The organism is Solwaraspora sp. WMMA2080 (genome assembly GCF_027497395.1).
GTDB lineage: Bacteria > Actinomycetota > Actinomycetes > Mycobacteriales > Micromonosporaceae > Micromonospora_E.
Genome location: NZ_CP114910.1, coordinates 6,317,268 through 6,334,999, shown reverse-complemented (window position 1 = coordinate 6,334,999; position 17,732 = coordinate 6,317,268). Strand labels below are relative to the sequence as shown.

The window sequence follows — 17,732 nt, the reverse complement described above, 5'->3', positions numbered from 1 at the left end:
GGGCGGGGCCCGACGGGGTACCAGGGGCGGGGCCCGACGGGGTGCCGGCGGCGGGGGCCGGGGGCGGCTCGGCCGTCACGTCACCGCCCCGGGTGCGGTTCGAGCGAGCCGCCCGCGCCGTAGACCCGACCGGCGGTACGGGACACCTGCCCGACCGGGGTGGCCCGGCCGACCCGGGCGGCCGGGATCTCCCGGGTCTCGTCGCCGCCGGTCGGACCGGGCCCGGAGGGCGGGGTGGGGTCGCCGCTGGGCGACGCCGGCGGTTCACCGGCCCGGTTGCGGGCGAGCAGTTCCAGCATGGCGACCAGGACCACGGCGAGCAGCAGCCCGGCGCCGGCGACCGGCACCGTGGTGTTGACCAGGCTCCTGGTGCGGGACACGGCCCGGACCGCGCCGACGCTGGTCACCTCGGTCGGGTCGGCCGCCTGGGCCTGCGCCCTGGCCGCCTGTAGGCCCTGCCGGGCCGAGGAGAGGGCGCTGGTCGCGGCGTCCCGCTGGGCGAGCAACGCCTCGTAGTCGGGCAGTTTCGGACCGATGGTGTCGAGCCGGCGCTGCCCGGCCTCGATCGCCTCGGTGGCGGCGTCGACGCCCCGGCCGTTGCCGACCGCCTGCATCTGCAGTCGCTGCTGGCGCAGGCTGGCCAGCTCGTTCAGCGTCGCCTGGTAGATCTTGTCCGGCTGGGTGACCTCGTTCTCGTCCTCCCAGGCAGTGATCGCGGCGGTCGCCTCGGCGACATCGGTGCTGGCCGCGGTGACCTGCTCGGTGGCGATCGCGACCTGGGAGGAGAAAAGGAAGGCGAGGGCCCGTTCGGCGGTCGCGGCGAGCACCGGGTTCACCATCGACCGGTCCGCCGACGCGAAGGTGATCTCCATCTGGCTGCTCGCCCCGACCTGGCTGACCACCAGCCCGGACCGCAGCCGGTTGGCGGCGACGCCGGTTTCGGCGGTCACCTCGTCCACGACCCGGGGTGAGGTGGCCGCAGCGCTGAACGCGGCGGCGAACTGGTTCGCCGCCTGGTTGCCGGTGTACTGCTGAGCGGCTGCCCCGCCGACCAGTGCCGGTGCCGCCACGTACGCGGTCGCGGTGTACTGCTGCGGGGCGATCAGCACCAGGGTCGCGGCCGCCCCTGCGGCCAGCACCGGCACACCGGCCAGTAGCCACAGCCGTCGGCGCGCGATGCGCAGGTAGTCGACGATCTCCACGCTATGGGCTCCTACTCGTACCGAAATTGTGGTGCCGGGGTGGTCACCGACCCGGTGCCGGCCCGGCCGTGGGTGATGGCGTCCGCGACTCGGCCGTGGGTCGTCGCGCTGGTCGTGCGACCGTGCGCGATGGCGCCGGTCGTCCGGCCATGGGCGATGGCGCTGGCCGCGGCGGCAAACGCGACGAAGTACCACAGCGTCACCACGTTGGAGATGACGTTGGAGCCGAGGCTGACCGCGATGAACACCACCACACAGCCGGCGAAGCCGACCGCGACGCCGCGTTCCAGGCTGTCCGGCGGGGCGCGGCGCAACGCCGTACGGGCGGTGTACAGCAGCAGCACCAGCATCGCCAGGTAGGCCAGCAGCCCGGCCAGACCGGTCTCCACGTACGCCCGCAGCAGGTCGTTGTGCGGCTTCTTCGCCTCTGAGGTCTCGTGCTGGGTCATGTTCGGCCCGATCCCGGTGACCGGGTTGCGGTTGGCCAGGGTGACGATCTCCGCCCAGTAGTCGACCCGCCATTGCAGAGTGTTACCGGTCGGCCCGCCGCCGGTGGGCCGGACCTCGGCGAGCTGGGCGAACCTGTCCCCGACCGAGGGCAGCAGGCTGACCCCGACGACCGCGACGACCAGCAGGGTGGCGAGCATCCGACCGCTGCGGTGCAGCACCGCGACGACGATCAGCCCGAGCGCCGCACCGAGGATCGCCGAACGGGTGTTGGTCAGCATCAGGAACACCAGGGAAAGCCCGAGCAGTACGGCGAGGACCAACTGGGCGCGCCGGGCCAGGAACCGGTAGATCGCGAACCCGAAGACGATCATGAACATCAGGTACCGGCCGAAGGTGGTCGACTGGCTGAACGGGCCGCTGACCCTGATGAACTGGCCTTTGACCTCGGACGGCACCTGCCCGAAGGCACTGGCCAGCACGGTGTAGAGCAGCGCCAGAGCCAGCGAGCCGTAGCAGGCGATCAGGATCCGCCGGACCGCCGCCCGGTCGGGCATCAGCTGTTCGAGTACCACGAACATGACCACCACGGTCAGAATCCGCATCGCCTCGAGCAGGCTCGGCGTCGGCCGGTTCGCGCCGAACGCGCTGACCAGCGCGGTCGCGCCGACCAGCAGCATCGCGAAGCCCAGCGGGGTGCCACGCAGCCGGCCGCTGCGGCGCAACTGGGCGGCGAGCCAGAGCCCGGCGGCGAGCAGGAAGAGCACCGCGACCATGGTCGACGGGTCGCTCAGCCGGGACGCCTGGTCGGTGTCTGCCCGGCCGGCGGTCGGTCCGCTCAGCTTGACCACGTCCAGCAGCGGACGCACGGCGAGCATCAGGATCACGTACCCGGAGAACCGGGTGATGGCCAGCACTCCGACGGCGGCTCCGGCGACGAGGGCGATCGGCAGCACCACGCCGCGCCGGTCACCGGCGGCGAGCGCCAGGCCTGCGGCGACGGCGACGGCCGCAGCGGCGACCGCAGCGAGCACGCTGAGCAGCCGGCCCACTGGCCGGGGTTCCCGCTGTCGTCTGGTCACCGCACGCCGATCCGCTGTCCCGCTTCGCCCGTTGTCCCGCTGCGCCCGCTGTAGCGTCGAGCTGCGCCGCAGCCGCACACCCGGACCACCGTCCGCCCCTGCCGAGGCGGACGGAGGTCAATCTGCCGCCCCGGTGGGCCGGCCCCGGCCCACCGTTGTTCGCCGGTGGGCCGGCCTAATCTAGCTGGATCCTCGACGAGCCAGTATGGGCCGACACGCCGGGGCCGGCCATCAGCCGTCCGGTTCCGTACGGGTCCGGCGGCGGGGCCGGATCAGCTGCGGTCCACGGGGGGCGAGCAGCTCCAGGTACAGCGCTTCCAGCTCGGCGGTGGCCGCGTCCCAGGTGTACTCGGCACAGACCCGGTCACGCAGGGCTTTCGCTCCGGTGCGCTCCGCGTCCGGATCGGCGGCGACCTGGCGCAGCGCCCGGATCAGATCGTCGACATCGCCGTCGCGGAAGATCCGTTGCCCGGGGCCGTCGGCGGCGAGCACCTCGACGTGCGGGGTGATGTCGCTGGCCACCACCGGCAGGCCGTAGGAGGCCGCTTCCAGCAGGGTCAGCGGCAGCCCTTCCAGCCGGGACGGCTGGACGAATCCGGCGGCGTGCGAGTAGAGCTCGGCCAGCAGATCGCCGTACGCGAACCCGGTGAAGACGACCCGGGGGTCGTCGACGGCCTCGGCGCGCACCCGGGCGACGAAGTCGTCGCTGAACGACGATCCGCCGACGATGGCCAACCGCAGGTCGGTGTCCACCTGACGGAAGGCGCGGACCAGCAGGTCCGCCGACTTCTCCGGGACGAGACGGCCGACCATCAGCAGGTACCGGCCGGGGGTGAGGCCGAAGCGGGGGCCGATCTGTCGGGCCGGGACCTGGCGTGGGATACCGACCCCGTTGGGGATGTAGCTGGCCGTACTGCCGAACCTGGTCTGGTAGTGGTCGGCCAGGCCGCGGGATACGGCGACCCGGGCGTCGGGCACGTACCCGCTGAGCCAGTGGGCGGTGCCGAGCACCGTCTGGGCGAGCCTGCTCCACTTGGCCCGTTGCTGGTCGAGGCCGTGTACGGTGAGCACCACCTTGCTACGGGCCAGGTAGCGGGGCAGCGGCGCGACCAGCCCCGGACCGAGACCGTGGTAGTGCACGATGTCCGGCCGGTCACGCATGGCGGCCAGGGTCGAGGTGGTGGAGTGCACGATGGCGTCGAGGTGCTTGCTGGCCACGGTCCGTACCTGGCGCAGCCGTACGCCGCGGTACCGGTCCATCGGCACCGATCCGTAGCTGGGCCGGCAGTAGACGGTGACGTCATGGCCCCGACCGGCGAGCCGGCTGGCCAGCTCCTCGACGTGGCGCTCGATCCCGCCGTACGTCGCGGGCATCCCCTTTTGTCCGATCATGGCTATCCGCAGCCGCCGGTGCTCCGGTCCCGGTTCGACACCATGCTGGTCGACCGGAAACGAACCGCCGGTCACCTGATGGGGTACGGCCACGATGCCTCCTTGGGGTCCTGCGGGTCAGCTCTGCCGCTCGGCCACCGATTCAGCCAGGGCGGTCAATTCCGTGCGCGTCTCGGGGGTCAACGACGCATCGACGAGAATGGTCACCGCTTCCTGGGTACGAATCCGGATCATCTGCTCGATCGCCTCGAGAGCTCCCGTGTCGACGATGATGCTGCGCAGCTCGTCGGCCCCGGTCGGGTCCAGCTCCGGATTGCCGAACAGCTCTCGCAACCGGGCTGCCTGGCTGCGGTCCGCCAGGTTGCGGGCCTGCGCCATCATCACCGTCGACTTGCCCTCTCGCAGATCATCGAGCACCGACTTGCCGGTGACCGCCGGGTCGCCGAACACCCCGAGTACGTCGTCGCGGAGCTGAAACGCGTCACCCAGTGGATCACCGAAGGCAGCGTACGCGTCCAGCAGTTCCGGCTCGGCCCCGGCAAGGGCGGCACCGATCTGCAATGGTCGGGTAACTGTGTATCTGGCGGCTTTCATCCTGATTACCGTCAGCGCACTGGCCACCGAACCATCGCCGACGCCGGACACCAGATCCAGGTACTGCCCGGCGATCACCTCGGTCCGCATTCCGGCGAAGACCGCGTAGCCGCGCCGGATCTGCTCGGCGTCGAGCCCGCACTCGTGGAACATCTGGTCCGCCCAGGCGGCGCAGAGGTCCCCGCAGAGCAGCGCGGCGTTGTGACCATACCGGCCGGAGTCGCCCCGCCAGGACGAGCGAGTGTGCAGGTCGGCGAAGATCCGGTGCACCGACGGCTCACCCCGGCGGCGGTCGCTACCGTCCATGATGTCGTCGTGAATCAGCGCGAACGCGTGGAAGATCTCCAGCGCGGCGGCGGCCGCGACGATCTCCTGGCAGTCCGCTCCCCCGGCGCCGCGCCACCCCCAGTAGCAGAAGACCGGGCGCAGCCGCTTGCCGCCGACCAGGACGAACCGACGCAGTGTGTCGTACACCCCGCGCGGTGCCCCGTCCGGCCAGTGCGGATCCTGCCGGTCAAGGAACGCCGTCAGTTCGACGTCGCACCGCTCCCGCAGCGACCAACCCACCGAACCGGCACCGGCCGGGGCGTCCGGACCCGAACCGGCACCGGCCGGGGCGTCCCGACCCGAACCGTCGCCGGGGCGGGCCGGCGCCACGGTCACCGGGACACCTCGGGCGACGGCGACGGTGCCGGTGCACCGGCGTCGAGCCCGGCCAACTCCAGCAGCAGCGACTTGACCTCGGTGGCGGCGAACCGGTCCCGGGCCGGCGCCGGGTCCGAGCAGAGCAGTACCGGGCCGTCGGCGGGGTCGTCCGGCAGCCGGCCGTGTGAGCCACGGACCGCCCGCGCGCCGGCGTCCAGCCCGACCACGTTCATCGTGTACCGCAGCCCGATCTTCTTGCGGGCCAGGGCGATCGCCGCCCGCGCCTTGGCTGCACCCGGGTTGGCCGGGTCGAACAGCAGCTCCGCCGGGTCGTAGCCGGGCTTGCGGTGAATCTCCACCAACCGGGCGAAGTCCGGCGCTGCTGTGTCGTCGCGCCAGTAGTAGTAGGTGAACCAGGCCTGCGGCTCGGCCACCAGCACCAGCTCACCGGAGCGCGGATGGTCCAGGCCGGCAGCAGCCTTCCCGTCGGCGTCGAGGACCTGCGCCACGCCCGGCAGGCCGGCACAGAGCTTGGCCACCGACGCGACATCGGCCGGATCCCGGACGTACACGTGGGCGATCTGGTGGTCGGCGACGGCGAACGCCCGCGACGTCCACGGATCCAGGTACTCCATCCCGGCCTGGGAGTAGACCCGCAGCAGCCCTTCGGCGCGCAGCAGCCGGTTGACGTGCACCGGCTGTGACACATCGGTGATGCCGTACTCGGACAGCGCCACCACGGTCGCGCCGCGTGCCGCCGCCGCGTCCAGCAGCGGGGCGAGCACCGCGTCGAGTTCGGCGGCCGCCCGCTGCGCGTGCGGCCCGCCGCCGCCATAGCGCTGCAGGTCGTAGTCGAGATGCGGCAGGTACGCCAGGGTCAGGTCCGGCGAGTGGTCGGCCATGATCTGCCGGGTCGCCTTCGCGATCCACTCCGACGACACCAGCCCGGCACCCGCCCCCCAGTAGTTGAACAGCGGAAACGTGCCGAGCCGGCCGGTCAGCTCGTCGTGCAGCTGCGGCGGATCGGTGTAGCAGTCCGGATCCTTGCGCCCGTCGGCGTGGTAGATCGGCCGGGGGGTGACGGTCCAGTTGACGTCCGCACCCATGGCGTACCACCAGCAGATGTTCGCCACCGTGTAGTCGGGGCGGAACCGGCGCGCGGCCTGCCACAGTTTCTCCCCGCCGACCAGGGCGTTGTGCTGCCGCCAGAGGAACACCTCGCCGAGGTCGCGGAAGTACCAGCCGTTGCCGACGATACCGTGGCCGGACGGCGGCTCGCCGGTCAGGAAGGTGGACTGCACCGAGCAGGTGACCGCCGGCAGCACGGTGCCGAGCTCGGCCTGGAAGCCGGTGTCGGCGACCGCCGCCAGCCGGGGCATGTGGCGCAGCAGCCGGGGGGTCAGGCCGACCACGTCGAGCACGAGCAGCGGGTTCATGCGGCCTCCGATCCGGTGGCGGTACGGGTGCAGGCGGTCAGGCCGAGCCCGACCAGTTCCTCGCGGGCCTGGGCCAGCTCGGCGGCGATTCCGGCGGCGAGCTGGTCGGGCCCGGTAGGACGTTGCCCTTCCGGCAGCACCCCCCAGGTGTAGGTCTCCACGTCGAAGTGGTCGCAGTCGGTGCCGTCGACGACCGCGGCCAGACCGGCTCGCAGCTGCGGCATCGTTGCGGCCAGTGGCGCGACCGGCGCGGCGTGCAGCGGCACGTGGTAGTGCACCCGCCACGGGCCGGGCAGCCCGGCGTCGAGTGCGGCATCGAGATCGTCGGCCGCCCCGGCAACACCCGACCGGGTCTGGTGCAGGAACCGTGGTTCGACGTACCCGGCGATCGCGGACCGGTCCCGGACCGGATCGGAGACCTCCAACGCGGCCGACACCTGGACCTTGACCACCGGTAGCCCGGCGGACCGCAGCCGACCGACCGCGGCGACCGGCTCCTCCCAGGCACAGGCGAGATGGGCCAGGTCGACGCAGACGCCGAGCCGTTCGGTGTCCACCCGGGCCAGCTGTTCGGCGGCCTGAGCGGTGGTCTCCACGACGCAGCCCGGTTCAGGTTCGAAGCCGACCCGGACGGTACGGCCGGTGTCCCGTTCGACGTCGGCCAGGCCGGCGGCCAGCCGGTCCAGCATCCGGGCGCAGGCATCGGCCCGCTCGGTGTCCCACGGCTCCCGCCAGGCCAGCGGCAACGTGGAGATCGAGCCGCGCTCGACGTCGTCGGGCAGCAGGTCGGCCAGGATCCGGGCCAGTGCCAGGGTGTAGTCCAACCGGCGCGGATCGGCCCAGTCCGGGTGGTACACGGCGTGCTTGACCACCGGCGCCTGAAACGCCTCGTACGGGAAACCGTTGAGGGTGACCACTTCCAAGCCGCGCTCGGTGAGTGCGGCCCGTAGCCGGCGCCGGGCGGCCGGGTCGGCGTCCAGCGCAGCGGCAGCCGGTGCGGCCAACCACAGACCCAGGCCGAGCGGGTCGGCGGCGAGCCGGTCCCGGACCGGCACCGCGTACGTGCCGAGCTGGCTGAGCACTCCGTCGAGGTCCTCGGCCGGGTGCACGTTGGTGCAGTAGCTGAGGTGGACGGTGCGCCGCCGCCGGTCGTGCAGGCGCATCAGCCACCGCCCCGCATGATCGAGCTGCCTTCGAAGGTCGGTGCGGTGGCGGCGACGTCGCTCAGGTCGAGCCGGCCGGACTGGCCGTAGAACTCCACCGGATTGCGCCACAGCACCCGGTCTACGTCGTCGGCGCTGAATCCGGCGGCCAGCATCGCCTCGCCGGTGGTCCGGGTCAGCAACGGATCCGACCGGCCCCAGTCGGCGGCCGAGTTGACCAGGATTTGCTCCGGGCCGTACTGCTTGAGGATCTCCACCATCCGCGGCGGCGACATCTTGGTTTCCGGGTAGATGGAGAAGCCCATCCAGCAGCCGGACTCCTTGACCACCCCGACCGTCACCTCGTTGAGGTGGTCGACCACCACCCGGCCGGCGTCGATGCCGGACTCGGCGACCACCGCCAGGGTCCGTTCGGTGCCCCGGGCCTTGTCCCGGTGCGGGGTGTGCACCAGGGCCGGCAGCTCGTGCGCGCGGGCCAGCGCCAGCTGGGCGGCGAACGCCTCGTCCTCGGCCGGGGTCATCGAGTCGTAGCCGATCTCGCCGACCGCCACCACCCCGTCCTTGACCAGGTAGCGGGGCAGTACGTCGAGCACGCCGGCGCAGCGGGGGTCGTTGGCCTCCTTCGGGTTCAGCGCGATCGTGGCGTGGTGCCGGATGCCGAACTGGCTGGCCCGGAACGGCTCCCAGCCGAGCAGTGAGTCGAAGTAGTCGACGAACGAGCCGACGTTGGTGCGCGGCTGGCCGAGCCAGAACGCCGGTTCGACCAGGGCCCGGACCCCGGCGTCGGCCATCGCCCGGTAGTCGTCGGTGGTCCGTGAGGTCATGTGGATGTGCGGGTCGAAGATGCGCATTCACCCCTCCTGTCGGGTGGTGGTGTCTGCCACGGCGCGCAGCCGCCGCAGCAGGGCGAGCGCGTCGTCCGGCAGGTTCCGGCCGGCGGCGACCCGCTCGTCGTGCAGTCCGGCGAGCATGATCAGCAACTCGGCGTCGGCGCGGGCGTCGAGGTCGTGCACCGCGGCCAGCGACACGCCGGTGAAGACGCACTTGAGCACCGCCTGACGCCACGCCTGCTGGTCGAGGTGGCGGGCGTAGCGGCCGAGCGCGGCGGCCAGCAGCCGGGTGTCGTTGGTCCGGATCGCGTCGTCGAGCAGCGGCACCGCCCGGTCACCGACCGGCAGCAGCGGCAGCGCCTTGAGCACCGCCCGACGCTCGGCGGCGTCACCGTGGTGGTAGCAGTCGGCGACCGCGGCGGCCAGCTCCGCTTCAGTCGTGACGGTGGCCAGGTCGACGAGGAGCAGTACCCGGGCGGCCTCGTCGGCCGACCATCCCGGTACGGCAGCCAGCTCGGCCCGGCCGCAGCGGCGGCCTGCGCTGGCGAACAGCATCGGCAGGCTGGCCCGGTCGGTGACGATCCGGTTCCGCGCCTGCGCGAGCCAGTCCGGATCGGGTACGCCGGACAGCGCGTCGGCGAGTCGGCCGGCGACGTCGGCAGGGTCGTCGTCGGGCTGGGCGGGTCGGTTCACGGCTGGCCTCCTTCAGCGGCGGTACGGGCCGATCCTGTGCCGGCTGACGCCGTACGGGCCGATCCCGAGTGAGCGTGGAGTTCGGCTGACCGGAGGAACTCGATGGACCGGGCGGCGACCGCCGGGGCGGCATGCGAATGCCGGGGCAGCTCGACGGCGACCAGACCCCGGTAACCGGCGGCGTCGAGGGCGGCCAGCACCGGCGGGAAGTCGATCTCCCCGGTGCCGAACTCGAGGTGCTCGTGCACGCCCCGGCGCATGTCGTCGATCTGAACGTTGACCAGGTGTGCGGCCACGTCAGTGACACACTGCGGCACCGGCACCGGCTCCAGACACCGGCAGTGTCCGATGTCGAGGGTTATGCCGAACCGGGCCGGACGGCCCAGGGCGTCGCGCAGCCGCCGCCAGTCGGCGATGTCGGCCACCAGCATCCCGGGCTCGGGTTCGAAGCCGAGGGTGACATCGGCGGCGTCGGCTGCCTCGACGACCGTCGCGCAGCCGGCGACCAGCCGGTCCCAGGCGGTGGCGTCGTCGACGGCGGCCGGGCGCACCCCGGACCAGAAGGAGACCGCCTCCGCACCCAGGTCGGCGCCGATCGCGACCGCCCGGCGCAGGAAGTCGATCCGGCGGGACGCGGTGTCGTGCAGCAAGGTCGGGGCGTGTTTGTGCCACGGGTCGAGCAGGTACCGCGCGCCGGTCTCGACCACGACCGCGAGGTCGAGTTCCCGCAACTGCTCGGCGACCCGGGCCACCCTGCGGGGCAGACCGGCGGCGTACGGGTCGAGGTGGTCGTGGTCGAGAGTGAGCGCGACACCCTGGTAGCCGAGGTCGGCGAGCAGCGCCAGCGCGTCGCCCAGCCGATGGTTGGCGAAGCCGTTGGTGCCGTACCCGAACCGCAGTCCGGCTACCGCGTCCGGACCGGGCCCGCTGGTCGCCGGTGAGGGCTCCCCAGCCTGGTCGGTGCTCATGTCGGGGATACCCTGCGGGCCAGCCGCCGGCCGAGTGGCGCGGCGACGGAGACGGCAAGTCCGACGGCGGTGGCCAGGCCGGTTCCGGTGGCCGCGGCCCGGGCCGTGAGCGCGCCCTGCAGGGCGGGCAGACCGACGATGCCGGCGCCGACCGCCGCACGTACCTGCTCGGGCCGGGGGTCGCGGGCGACCGCGGCCTGCGCGGCGCCGTATCGGGCGGCGTACCAGCCGGCGAGTCCGGCGGTGACCCCGGCCCGCCACCAGCGGGCGGAGGTGGCCCGGCCGGCCACCGACGCGCGGGCCGCCGAAGCCCGGCCGGCCGCCGGCGCTCGGACCGACACGGCCCGGCCGGTCGCCGACGCGGCGCTTGCCAGCGCGATGGCGGCGGTCCCGGCCAGAGTGGCCGCCGGCAGCCGGGGATCGGCACCGCTGACCTCACTGCGGGACAGCTCGGTCACGGTGTAGGTGTGTGCGGCGACGGCCAGCGCGGCGGGCAGCGCGGCCCGGGTCCGGCCGGTGCCGGCCGAGCCGAGCAGGACGTCGAGCCCTCGGCAGGCGGCCATCACCGCCGGGCCGGCCGGGGTGTTCTTGGCCCACAGGTCGTACGCCCATACGGCGGCGGTCAGCGGCACGCCGACGGCGAGCGCTCGACGGCCGCCGGTGACGGCGGTGAGCGCCAGACCGGCGGTGGTGAGCCCGGCGGCGACGGCGAGCGCGGCACCGGGGGTGACCCGGCCGGACGGGATGGGCCGCTGCGGCCGCTCGACCGCGTCGAGCTCCCGGTCGGCCCAGTCGTTGGCCGCCATCCCGGCCCAGTACAGGCAGACCGATGCGCCGGCCAGCCCGACGGTCCGCGGGCCGAGCCCACCGGCGGCCGCCGCCCCGGCCACCACGTCACCCGGTACGGACAGCGCTGCCGGTGCCCGGACCAGCTCGGCCAGGTCCGACCACCGGGGCGGCGTCATGCGACCCCGCCCGGCTCGCCGGTCCACCCGTGCAGGTCCGCGGCGAAGTCGACAAGGGTTCGCCACTGGTCGCCGAGGGTGTGCGGACCCGACCCGATCGGGTCCTTGAAGAAGAACGCCAGCTCCGGCAGGGGTCCGACGCGTCCGGCGCGGGCGGCGGCAGCGGTCAGCCGGGCCAGGTCCAGCACCAACGGGGCGGCCAGTGCCGAGTCGCACCCGTGCCAGGTGAACTCCATCCGCATCCCGGTGCCGAGGAATCCGGAGAAGGTGATCAGATCCCAGGCGGTCTTGAAGTCGCCGATGTCGTCGACGTACTCGATCCGGGTGTGCCCCTGCGGCTGGTAGCCGAGAATCTCGCCGAGCACCCGCTGTTTGCTGGCCGCTTTGGCCGCGTTGGCTGCCGGCTCGGCCAGGTTGGCCCCGTCGCCGCCACCCAGCAGGTTGCTGCCGGACCAGCTGCGCACCTGCAGGTTACGCAGCGCGAACATGGGGGCCAGCACCGCTTTCACCAGGGTCTCGCCGGTCTTGCCGTCGTGCCCGGCGTACGGTGCCCCCCGCTGTCGGGCGAGCTCGTCGAGGGCCGGCAACCGGGCCCCCACCGACGGGGTGAAGTCGACGTAACCGCAGCCGGCGCCGAGCGCGGCGTACGCCACCAACGCGCTCGGCGGCAGCACCGGCGCGCCGCTGGGCGCCTCGGTGAGCGCGGCTGCGAGGGCGGCGAGGTCGTGGTGCGCCGGGTGCGGCTGCGGCGCCGGTTCGGTGGTCGAGACGTTGACCACCACCACCTGGTCGAGGTCGTGCCGGCGGCGGAAGGCGACCAGGTCCGTCGCGATCGCCGCTGCGGTCTCGGCCTGGGTGGTCCCGGTCGGGAGCGGACGCAGCTGCGGTTCCAGGCCGGTCAGCTCGGTGTGCAACGCGGCGACCAGCAGCCCCGGGACCACGCCGGCGCTGGCCAACGCGTCGGCCTTCTTCACCAGCGGCGTCGCGGCGATGTCGTGGCCACCGAAGACGAGATCGGCGAAGCCGGGCAGGGCCGGGCCACGCAGCGCCGGCAGTTCGGTGACGCAGCCGGTGGTGTCGGCCAGGCCGGCGCGCACCGCCAGCGCGCCGACGATGCTGGTGACCGCGACCGAGCCACGGGCCCCGATCAACCAGACTCCGGTACGCATTCCTGCCTCCAAACGCCCGCCCCTGGCGGTACTCGTACTGCTGCCGGTTGTCTGCCTTGCCGGGCTGGCAAGGCCCCGTCCGTCCGGGCGCGCCAGGGTGGCACCACCGTCGACGGCGCCGAGGTCGGCGTCAACGACGCCGTCGTTGGGCCCGGTCGACCGGACGGACGGGGCTGTGGCAGGCAGGGACGTTCGGCGTTCGGCCCTGCCTCCCCCGATTCGGTTGTCCCCGGCCGGGTTACCCCGGCCGCGGTCCTGCTGGTCGGTCCCCGCCGGGGCGGGCGGTACGCCCGCCCCGGCGGTCACCGGTCGTCATCCCCGGGCTGGTGGCCGACCGGCCACCAGCCCGGGGACCGGGTCAGCTCGCCGGGTTGAACTGCACCCAGTTGAGGTAGACCAGGTTGCTGTCGGGACCACCGTCCACCGTCCGGAACACCAGGTAGAGCTGGTGTGTCCCGGCCGGGTGGTCGATCGCGACGTCGTGACTGGTCCAGTCACGCGATCCGGAGGTGGCGTTCAGCGTGGTGCTGGCCACCAACGGTCCGTCCGGCGCGTCGACCCGCACCTCGACGATCGCCCGAGGGTCACCCACGGTCGACGAGGAGCCTCGGCTGTGCCGCAGGGTCAGCGACTCGATCCCGTCGAGGTTGATCGGATCGAAGGCGATGTAGTCGTCGCCGTCGATGCTGGACACGTGCAGGCCGCCGCCGGTGTCGGTGGTGTTGGAGGTTTCGACGCCCTGCTTGATCTGGGCGTACTCGGCCTGCTGCTGGTAGACCTGGATAGTGGCCTGGCCGACTGTGGTCAGCGCCGGCTGGCCGCCGCCGCCCAGGTCGGTGTAGCGGGCGCTGATGCCGCCGAACAGGTAGCTACCAGCGTGGTCGGCACCGTCGGCCGGGGTCGGCAGGGTACCGGTGCAGCCGGTGGTGCTGGTCTGCGGGTGACCGTGCTCGTCGTGGCCGAGGACGAAGGTGACCTCCACCCGGTCACAGTCGATGGTGCCGTCCTCGGGGTCGGTGACGGTCACCGCGTACGGCACCGTGTCGCCCCAGTTGAAGAAGGAACCGGACACCGGGAGGGTGACCTCGACCGTCGGAGCGGTGTTACCGACCGTGATGGTACGGCTGAGCGTCGCCTGCTTACCCGTGGAGTCGGTCACCGTCAGCTGGGCGTAGTAGACGCCGTTGCTGGTGTAGGTGAACGACGGGTTGGCCTCGGTGGAGTCGGTGGTGCCGTCTCCGTCGAAGTCCCAGGCGATGCTGATCGTCTCGCCGACCTCGGGGCTGAACGAACCCTCACTGGAGAACTGCACGTTCAGCGGCGCCTGCCCGGACGTCGGGCTGACGTCGAGCTCGGCGACCGGACCGCGGGTGCCCTTGACGTACCGGATCTGGTACAGCGAGGCATCCGGGTTGGCCCGGAAGAAGCCGTCACCGTAGTCCAGCACGTACAGGGTGCCGTCCGGGCCGATCTCCATGTCCATCGGGTTGTCGAAGGTGAAGCCGGGTAGGAACGCCTCGACACCGAAGAACTTGCCGCTGCCGTTGGTCCGCATGTTGAACATCCGGTCCCGGCTGAACTCGCCGAAGAACACCGTGTCGTGGTAGTACGCCGGCAGCTTGTACTCCGACTCCAGCGAATCGTCGTACTTGTAGATCGGGCCGCCCATCGGACCGACGCCACCGGTGCCGATCACCGGCCACTGGAAGTCGCAGGTGCCGGCCGGGTCGACCAGGTAGGCGTCCCGGCAGGTGGTGGTGGCGTTGAAGGTGTACCAGAACTGCGGCTGCTCCACCGGTGGCAGCAGACTCAGACCGGTGTTGCGCGGCGAGTCGTTGATCGGTGCGGCGCAGTTGAACGGCTCGCCTGAGGTCTCCGTCTCGAAGTCGTAGTCGACGTACGGCAGGGTCGGCGAGTAGCAGTACGGCCAGCCGTAGTTACCTGCGGTCTTGGTCGCGAACCACCGGCCGGTGCCCTCCGGGCCCCGCTGCGGGTCCGGGTTGCGCGAGTCCGGCGAGTAGTCACCGATGTAAACGAAGCCACGGTCGTCGACGTCGAACCGGAAGGGGTTGCGCAGGCCCATCAGGAAGATCTCCGGACGGGTCTTGTCATCGACGTCCTGCGACTCCCGGAACAGGTTGCCGGCCGGGATGCTGTAGCTACCGTCGTCCTTGACGCGGATCCGCAGCACCTTGCCCCGCAGATCGTTGGTGTTGGCCGAGGAGCGCGCGGCATCATAGGCCGGACCCCGAGTGGCCGACCGGTTGATCGGGGTGTAGCCGTCCGAGCCACTGGCGTTGGTGTCGTCGCCGGTGACGAGGTAGAGCAGGCCCCGACCGTCGAACTTGACCTCGCCGGCCACGTGGCAGCACGCCCCGCGGTCGACGTCAACCTTGATGATTTCCTGCTCGGTCGACATGTCCAGGTGCGGGGTCGGCTCTTCGACGAACTTGACCCGGGAGAGCAGGTTGTAGCCCTTGAACGGCTCCCAGACGCTCGGGTCGTCACTGTTGGCCGGTGCGTCGCCCTCGTTGACCCCCGGGGTGGCCGGGTCGTCCACCGGAGTGTCCAGCGGTGGCGCGTAGTAGAGGTAGACCCACTTGTTCTCCGCGAAGTTGGGGTCCAGGGTCACCGACTGCAGGCCGTCCTCGTCGTGCTGGTAGACGTCGAGGTTGTTGATGACCGGGCTGGCCCCGGTCGCCGGGTCGTACAGGCGGATCTCCCCGGCGCGGGTGTTGTGCAGCACCCGCCCGTCGGGCAGCACCGCGAGTGTCATCGGCTCACCGGGCTGGTCGTTGAGCACGACCCGCTCGTAGTTCGACTCGACGGTCGCGCCACAGTCGCCCTCGGCGATGCCCGCAGCCCATTCGATGCCACCGAGCAGGTGCTTGCGGACCGCCCCGATGGTGAAGGTGTCCGCCGACGCGCCGAGACCGGTGTACCAGGACCGGCCGCCCTGGTAGTCCTGGCACCAGGAGATCGGGTGGTCGGCACCCATGCTGCTGCCGTCCAGCGACGTCGGGTCGACGCTGGCCAGCACGTGCTGCACACCCCGGACGTTGCCGGTGTAGTTGAGGTACTCGTCCTCGACGATCACTTCGCGGGGCATCTTCGCCGTGGACGGGTGGTAGCGGTCAGCGACGTCGATGACACCGGCACCGTTGGCGGTGGTGCCGGTCGAGGTGGTGCCTACCAGGCCACGGTAGAAGGCCCAGTCCGGCTCGGCGTCCACCGCGAGGTGCACGCCGAGGTACCCGCCACCGGCCTTGATGTAGTCCTCGAACGCTTCCTGCTGCGCGTCGTCGAGCACGTCACCGGTGTTGTTGATGAACACCACTGCCGCGTAGTTGGCGAGGTTCTCACTGGTGAAGCTGGTCCCGTTGCGGGACACGTCGATAGTGAAGCCGTTGTTCTTGCCGAGGGTACGGATGGCGTTGACACCCTTGGCGGTCGACGGCTGGGCCGCCTCCTCGCTGTGGGTGTAGACCAGCACCTGGTAGTCGTCGTGGTGCTCGTGGCCGTCGTGGGCTACCGCTGGCGCGGTGGTGATCATGGGTGCGGCGAGTGCCGCACCCGCGGCGACGGCAAGCCATCGCCGGGCGGATCTACTCATCAGTCGTTCCTCCGGGGGTTCGGGAGGCTCATGCCTCACCGTGGGCACTGATTCCGTTGTGGACGGACAGTGACGGTTGGTGCCTCACCCCTGGCGCGGTGCCACGTCCGCCAGAGTCTTCTGGTACGCCCTGCTGGCCGTCCGGCGTGACCGGGGAATCCCGATCCGGTCACGCCGGACGAGCCGTCCTCGTACCCGCGGATCACCCGGCGCGGGGCGCAACCGCGCCGGGCGACCCTCGCCCACGGGACGAGGAGTCTCGGTTTCCAGACCTCTCGACGAAGGTCGAGCCGATCAGGCCGGTGCCGTGGTATTCGCCGGATCCACGGTGACCCATTCGCCGAGCCCGGCCGACTCCTCCACCGCGGCCAGCGCCTGCTGGACCTGGAGTGCGTCGTCGAAGGACGGTGTCGGATCGTCTCCGGCCGCCAGCGCCGCGACGAAGTCACGGGCCTGGTGGGTGAAGGAGTGCTCGTACCCGATGCCGTGGCCGGGCGGCCACCAGGCAGACAGGTACGGGTGCTCCGGTTCGGTCACGATGATGCGGGTGAAGCCCTGCTCGGCCGCGGGCCGGGTGGCGTCGAAGAACTCCAGTTCGTTCATCCGCTCGAAGTCGAACGCGACCGACCCGAGCGAGCCGTTGATCTCGATCCGCAACCCGTTCTTGCGTCCGGCGGCGAAGCGGGTCGCCTCGTAGCTGGCCACCGCCCCGCCGTCGAGCCGGGCCATGAACAGCGCGGCGTCGTCGACGGTGACCTCGCCGGTGGCCGGTTCGGCGTCGTCTGCGGACCCGCCGCCGGCCGAAGCGGAAAGCCCGCTGGAACCGGCTGGCAGTGGCCGCCGCTTGACGAACGTCTCGGTCAGCCCGCTCACCCGGGCGATCCGTTGGCCCGTGACGAACTGGGTGGCGTCGATGATGTGCGCACCGATGTCACCCAGCGCCCCGGAACCCGCCTTGTCCTTCTGCAACCGCCAGACCAACGGAAAGTCCGGATCGAGGATCCAGTCCTGCAGGTACACCGCCCGCACGTGCCGGATCGTTCCGATCCGGCCGTCGGCGACGAGTTGACGCATCAACGTCACCGCCGGCACCCGCCGGTAGTTGAATCCGCACATCGACCGGACGCCGCCGGCCCGGGCGACCCGAGCCGCGTCGGCCATTTGCTGCGCCTCGGCCACCGTGTTGGCCAGTGGCTTCTCGCACAGCACGTGCTTGCCGGCGGCGAGTGCCGCGATGGCGATCTCGGCGTGGCTGTCACCCGGCGTACAGATGTCGACCACGTCGATGTCGTCCCGGGCGATCAGCGCCCGCCAGTCGGTGGTGTACGACTCCCAGCCGAGTTGGTCGGCGGCCTCGGCCACCTTGGACTCGTCCCGGCCGCACACTGCGGTCATCCGGACCCACGCCGGCAGGTCATAGACCCGGTTCACGGTTCGCCAGGCCTGCGAGTGCGCGGCGCCCATGAACGCGTAGCCGATCATGCCGACCCGCAGTTCGTTGTGTTCAGCGGACAAGGTAAGCCTCCCCGTTGC

General features: G+C 71.8%; 13 protein-coding genes. All 13 read right to left on the bottom strand.

Translation table 11 applies throughout. The features are described from left to right. Positions 1-80 precede the first annotated feature (80 nt). Positions 81-1,202, bottom strand: coding sequence for a Wzz/FepE/Etk N-terminal domain-containing protein (locus O7543_RS29055; RefSeq protein WP_281550940.1), 1,122 nt, complete (start codon positions 1,200-1,202; stop codon positions 81-83). Positions 1,203-1,213: 11 nt separating this feature from the next. Further along, entirely contained in the window at positions 1,214-2,731 is a 1,518-nt protein-coding gene (locus O7543_RS29050) for an O-antigen ligase family protein (protein ID WP_281550941.1), read from the bottom strand. 231 nt (positions 2,732-2,962) lie between these two features. Further along, positions 2,963-4,216: a glycosyltransferase family 4 protein gene (locus O7543_RS29045; RefSeq protein ID WP_281550942.1), complete on the bottom strand. Its 1,254-nt coding sequence runs from the start codon at positions 4,214-4,216 to the stop codon at positions 2,963-2,965. Between the two features lie 24 nt (positions 4,217-4,240). Further along, on the bottom strand, positions 4,241-5,380 hold the full coding sequence (locus O7543_RS29040; protein ID WP_281550943.1) for a polyprenyl synthetase family protein: 1,140 nt from the start codon (positions 5,378-5,380) through the stop codon (positions 4,241-4,243). Further along, a complete protein-coding gene (locus tag O7543_RS29035) occupies positions 5,377-6,798 on the bottom strand; it encodes a nucleotide pyrophosphatase/phosphodiesterase family protein (protein ID WP_281550944.1) in 1,422 nt (473 codons plus the stop codon). Before O7543_RS29035 ends, O7543_RS29040 begins: the two co-directional genes overlap by 4 nt. Next, a complete protein-coding gene (eboE, locus tag O7543_RS29030) occupies positions 6,795-7,961 on the bottom strand; it encodes a metabolite traffic protein EboE (RefSeq protein WP_281550945.1) in 1,167 nt (388 codons plus the stop codon). The genes O7543_RS29035 and eboE overlap by 4 nt, the downstream gene beginning before the upstream one ends. Beyond that, a complete protein-coding gene (locus O7543_RS29025; RefSeq protein ID WP_281550946.1) occupies positions 7,961-8,812 on the bottom strand; it encodes a TatD family hydrolase in 852 nt (283 codons plus the stop codon). Before O7543_RS29025 ends, eboE begins: the two co-directional genes overlap by 1 nt. After that, complete coding sequence (locus O7543_RS29020; protein WP_281550947.1) at positions 8,813-9,484, bottom strand: EboA domain-containing protein; 672 nt, start codon at positions 9,482-9,484, stop codon at positions 8,813-8,815. It lies immediately after the preceding gene. Continuing rightward, positions 9,481-10,452 (bottom strand): sugar phosphate isomerase/epimerase family protein, encoded by a 972-nt coding sequence (locus O7543_RS29015; RefSeq protein WP_281550948.1) that lies wholly within the window; start codon positions 10,450-10,452, stop codon positions 9,481-9,483. Before O7543_RS29015 ends, O7543_RS29020 begins: the two co-directional genes overlap by 4 nt. Next, on the bottom strand, positions 10,449-11,417 hold the full coding sequence (locus O7543_RS29010) for an SCO3242 family prenyltransferase (protein ID WP_281550949.1): 969 nt from the start codon (positions 11,415-11,417) through the stop codon (positions 10,449-10,451). Before O7543_RS29010 ends, O7543_RS29015 begins: the two co-directional genes overlap by 4 nt. Next, complete coding sequence (locus O7543_RS29005) at positions 11,414-12,586, bottom strand: inositol-3-phosphate synthase (protein WP_281550950.1); 1,173 nt, start codon at positions 12,584-12,586, stop codon at positions 11,414-11,416. The genes O7543_RS29010 and O7543_RS29005 overlap by 4 nt, the downstream gene beginning before the upstream one ends. A gap of 358 nt (positions 12,587-12,944) precedes the next feature. After that, positions 12,945-16,199, bottom strand: coding sequence for a ThuA domain-containing protein (locus O7543_RS29000; protein WP_281550951.1), 3,255 nt, complete (start codon positions 16,197-16,199; stop codon positions 12,945-12,947). 294 nt (positions 16,200-16,493) lie between these two features. Continuing rightward, positions 16,494-17,714: a Gfo/Idh/MocA family oxidoreductase gene (locus O7543_RS28995; RefSeq protein ID WP_281550952.1), complete on the bottom strand. Its 1,221-nt coding sequence runs from the start codon at positions 17,712-17,714 to the stop codon at positions 16,494-16,496. Positions 17,715-17,732: the final 18 nt, after the last annotated feature.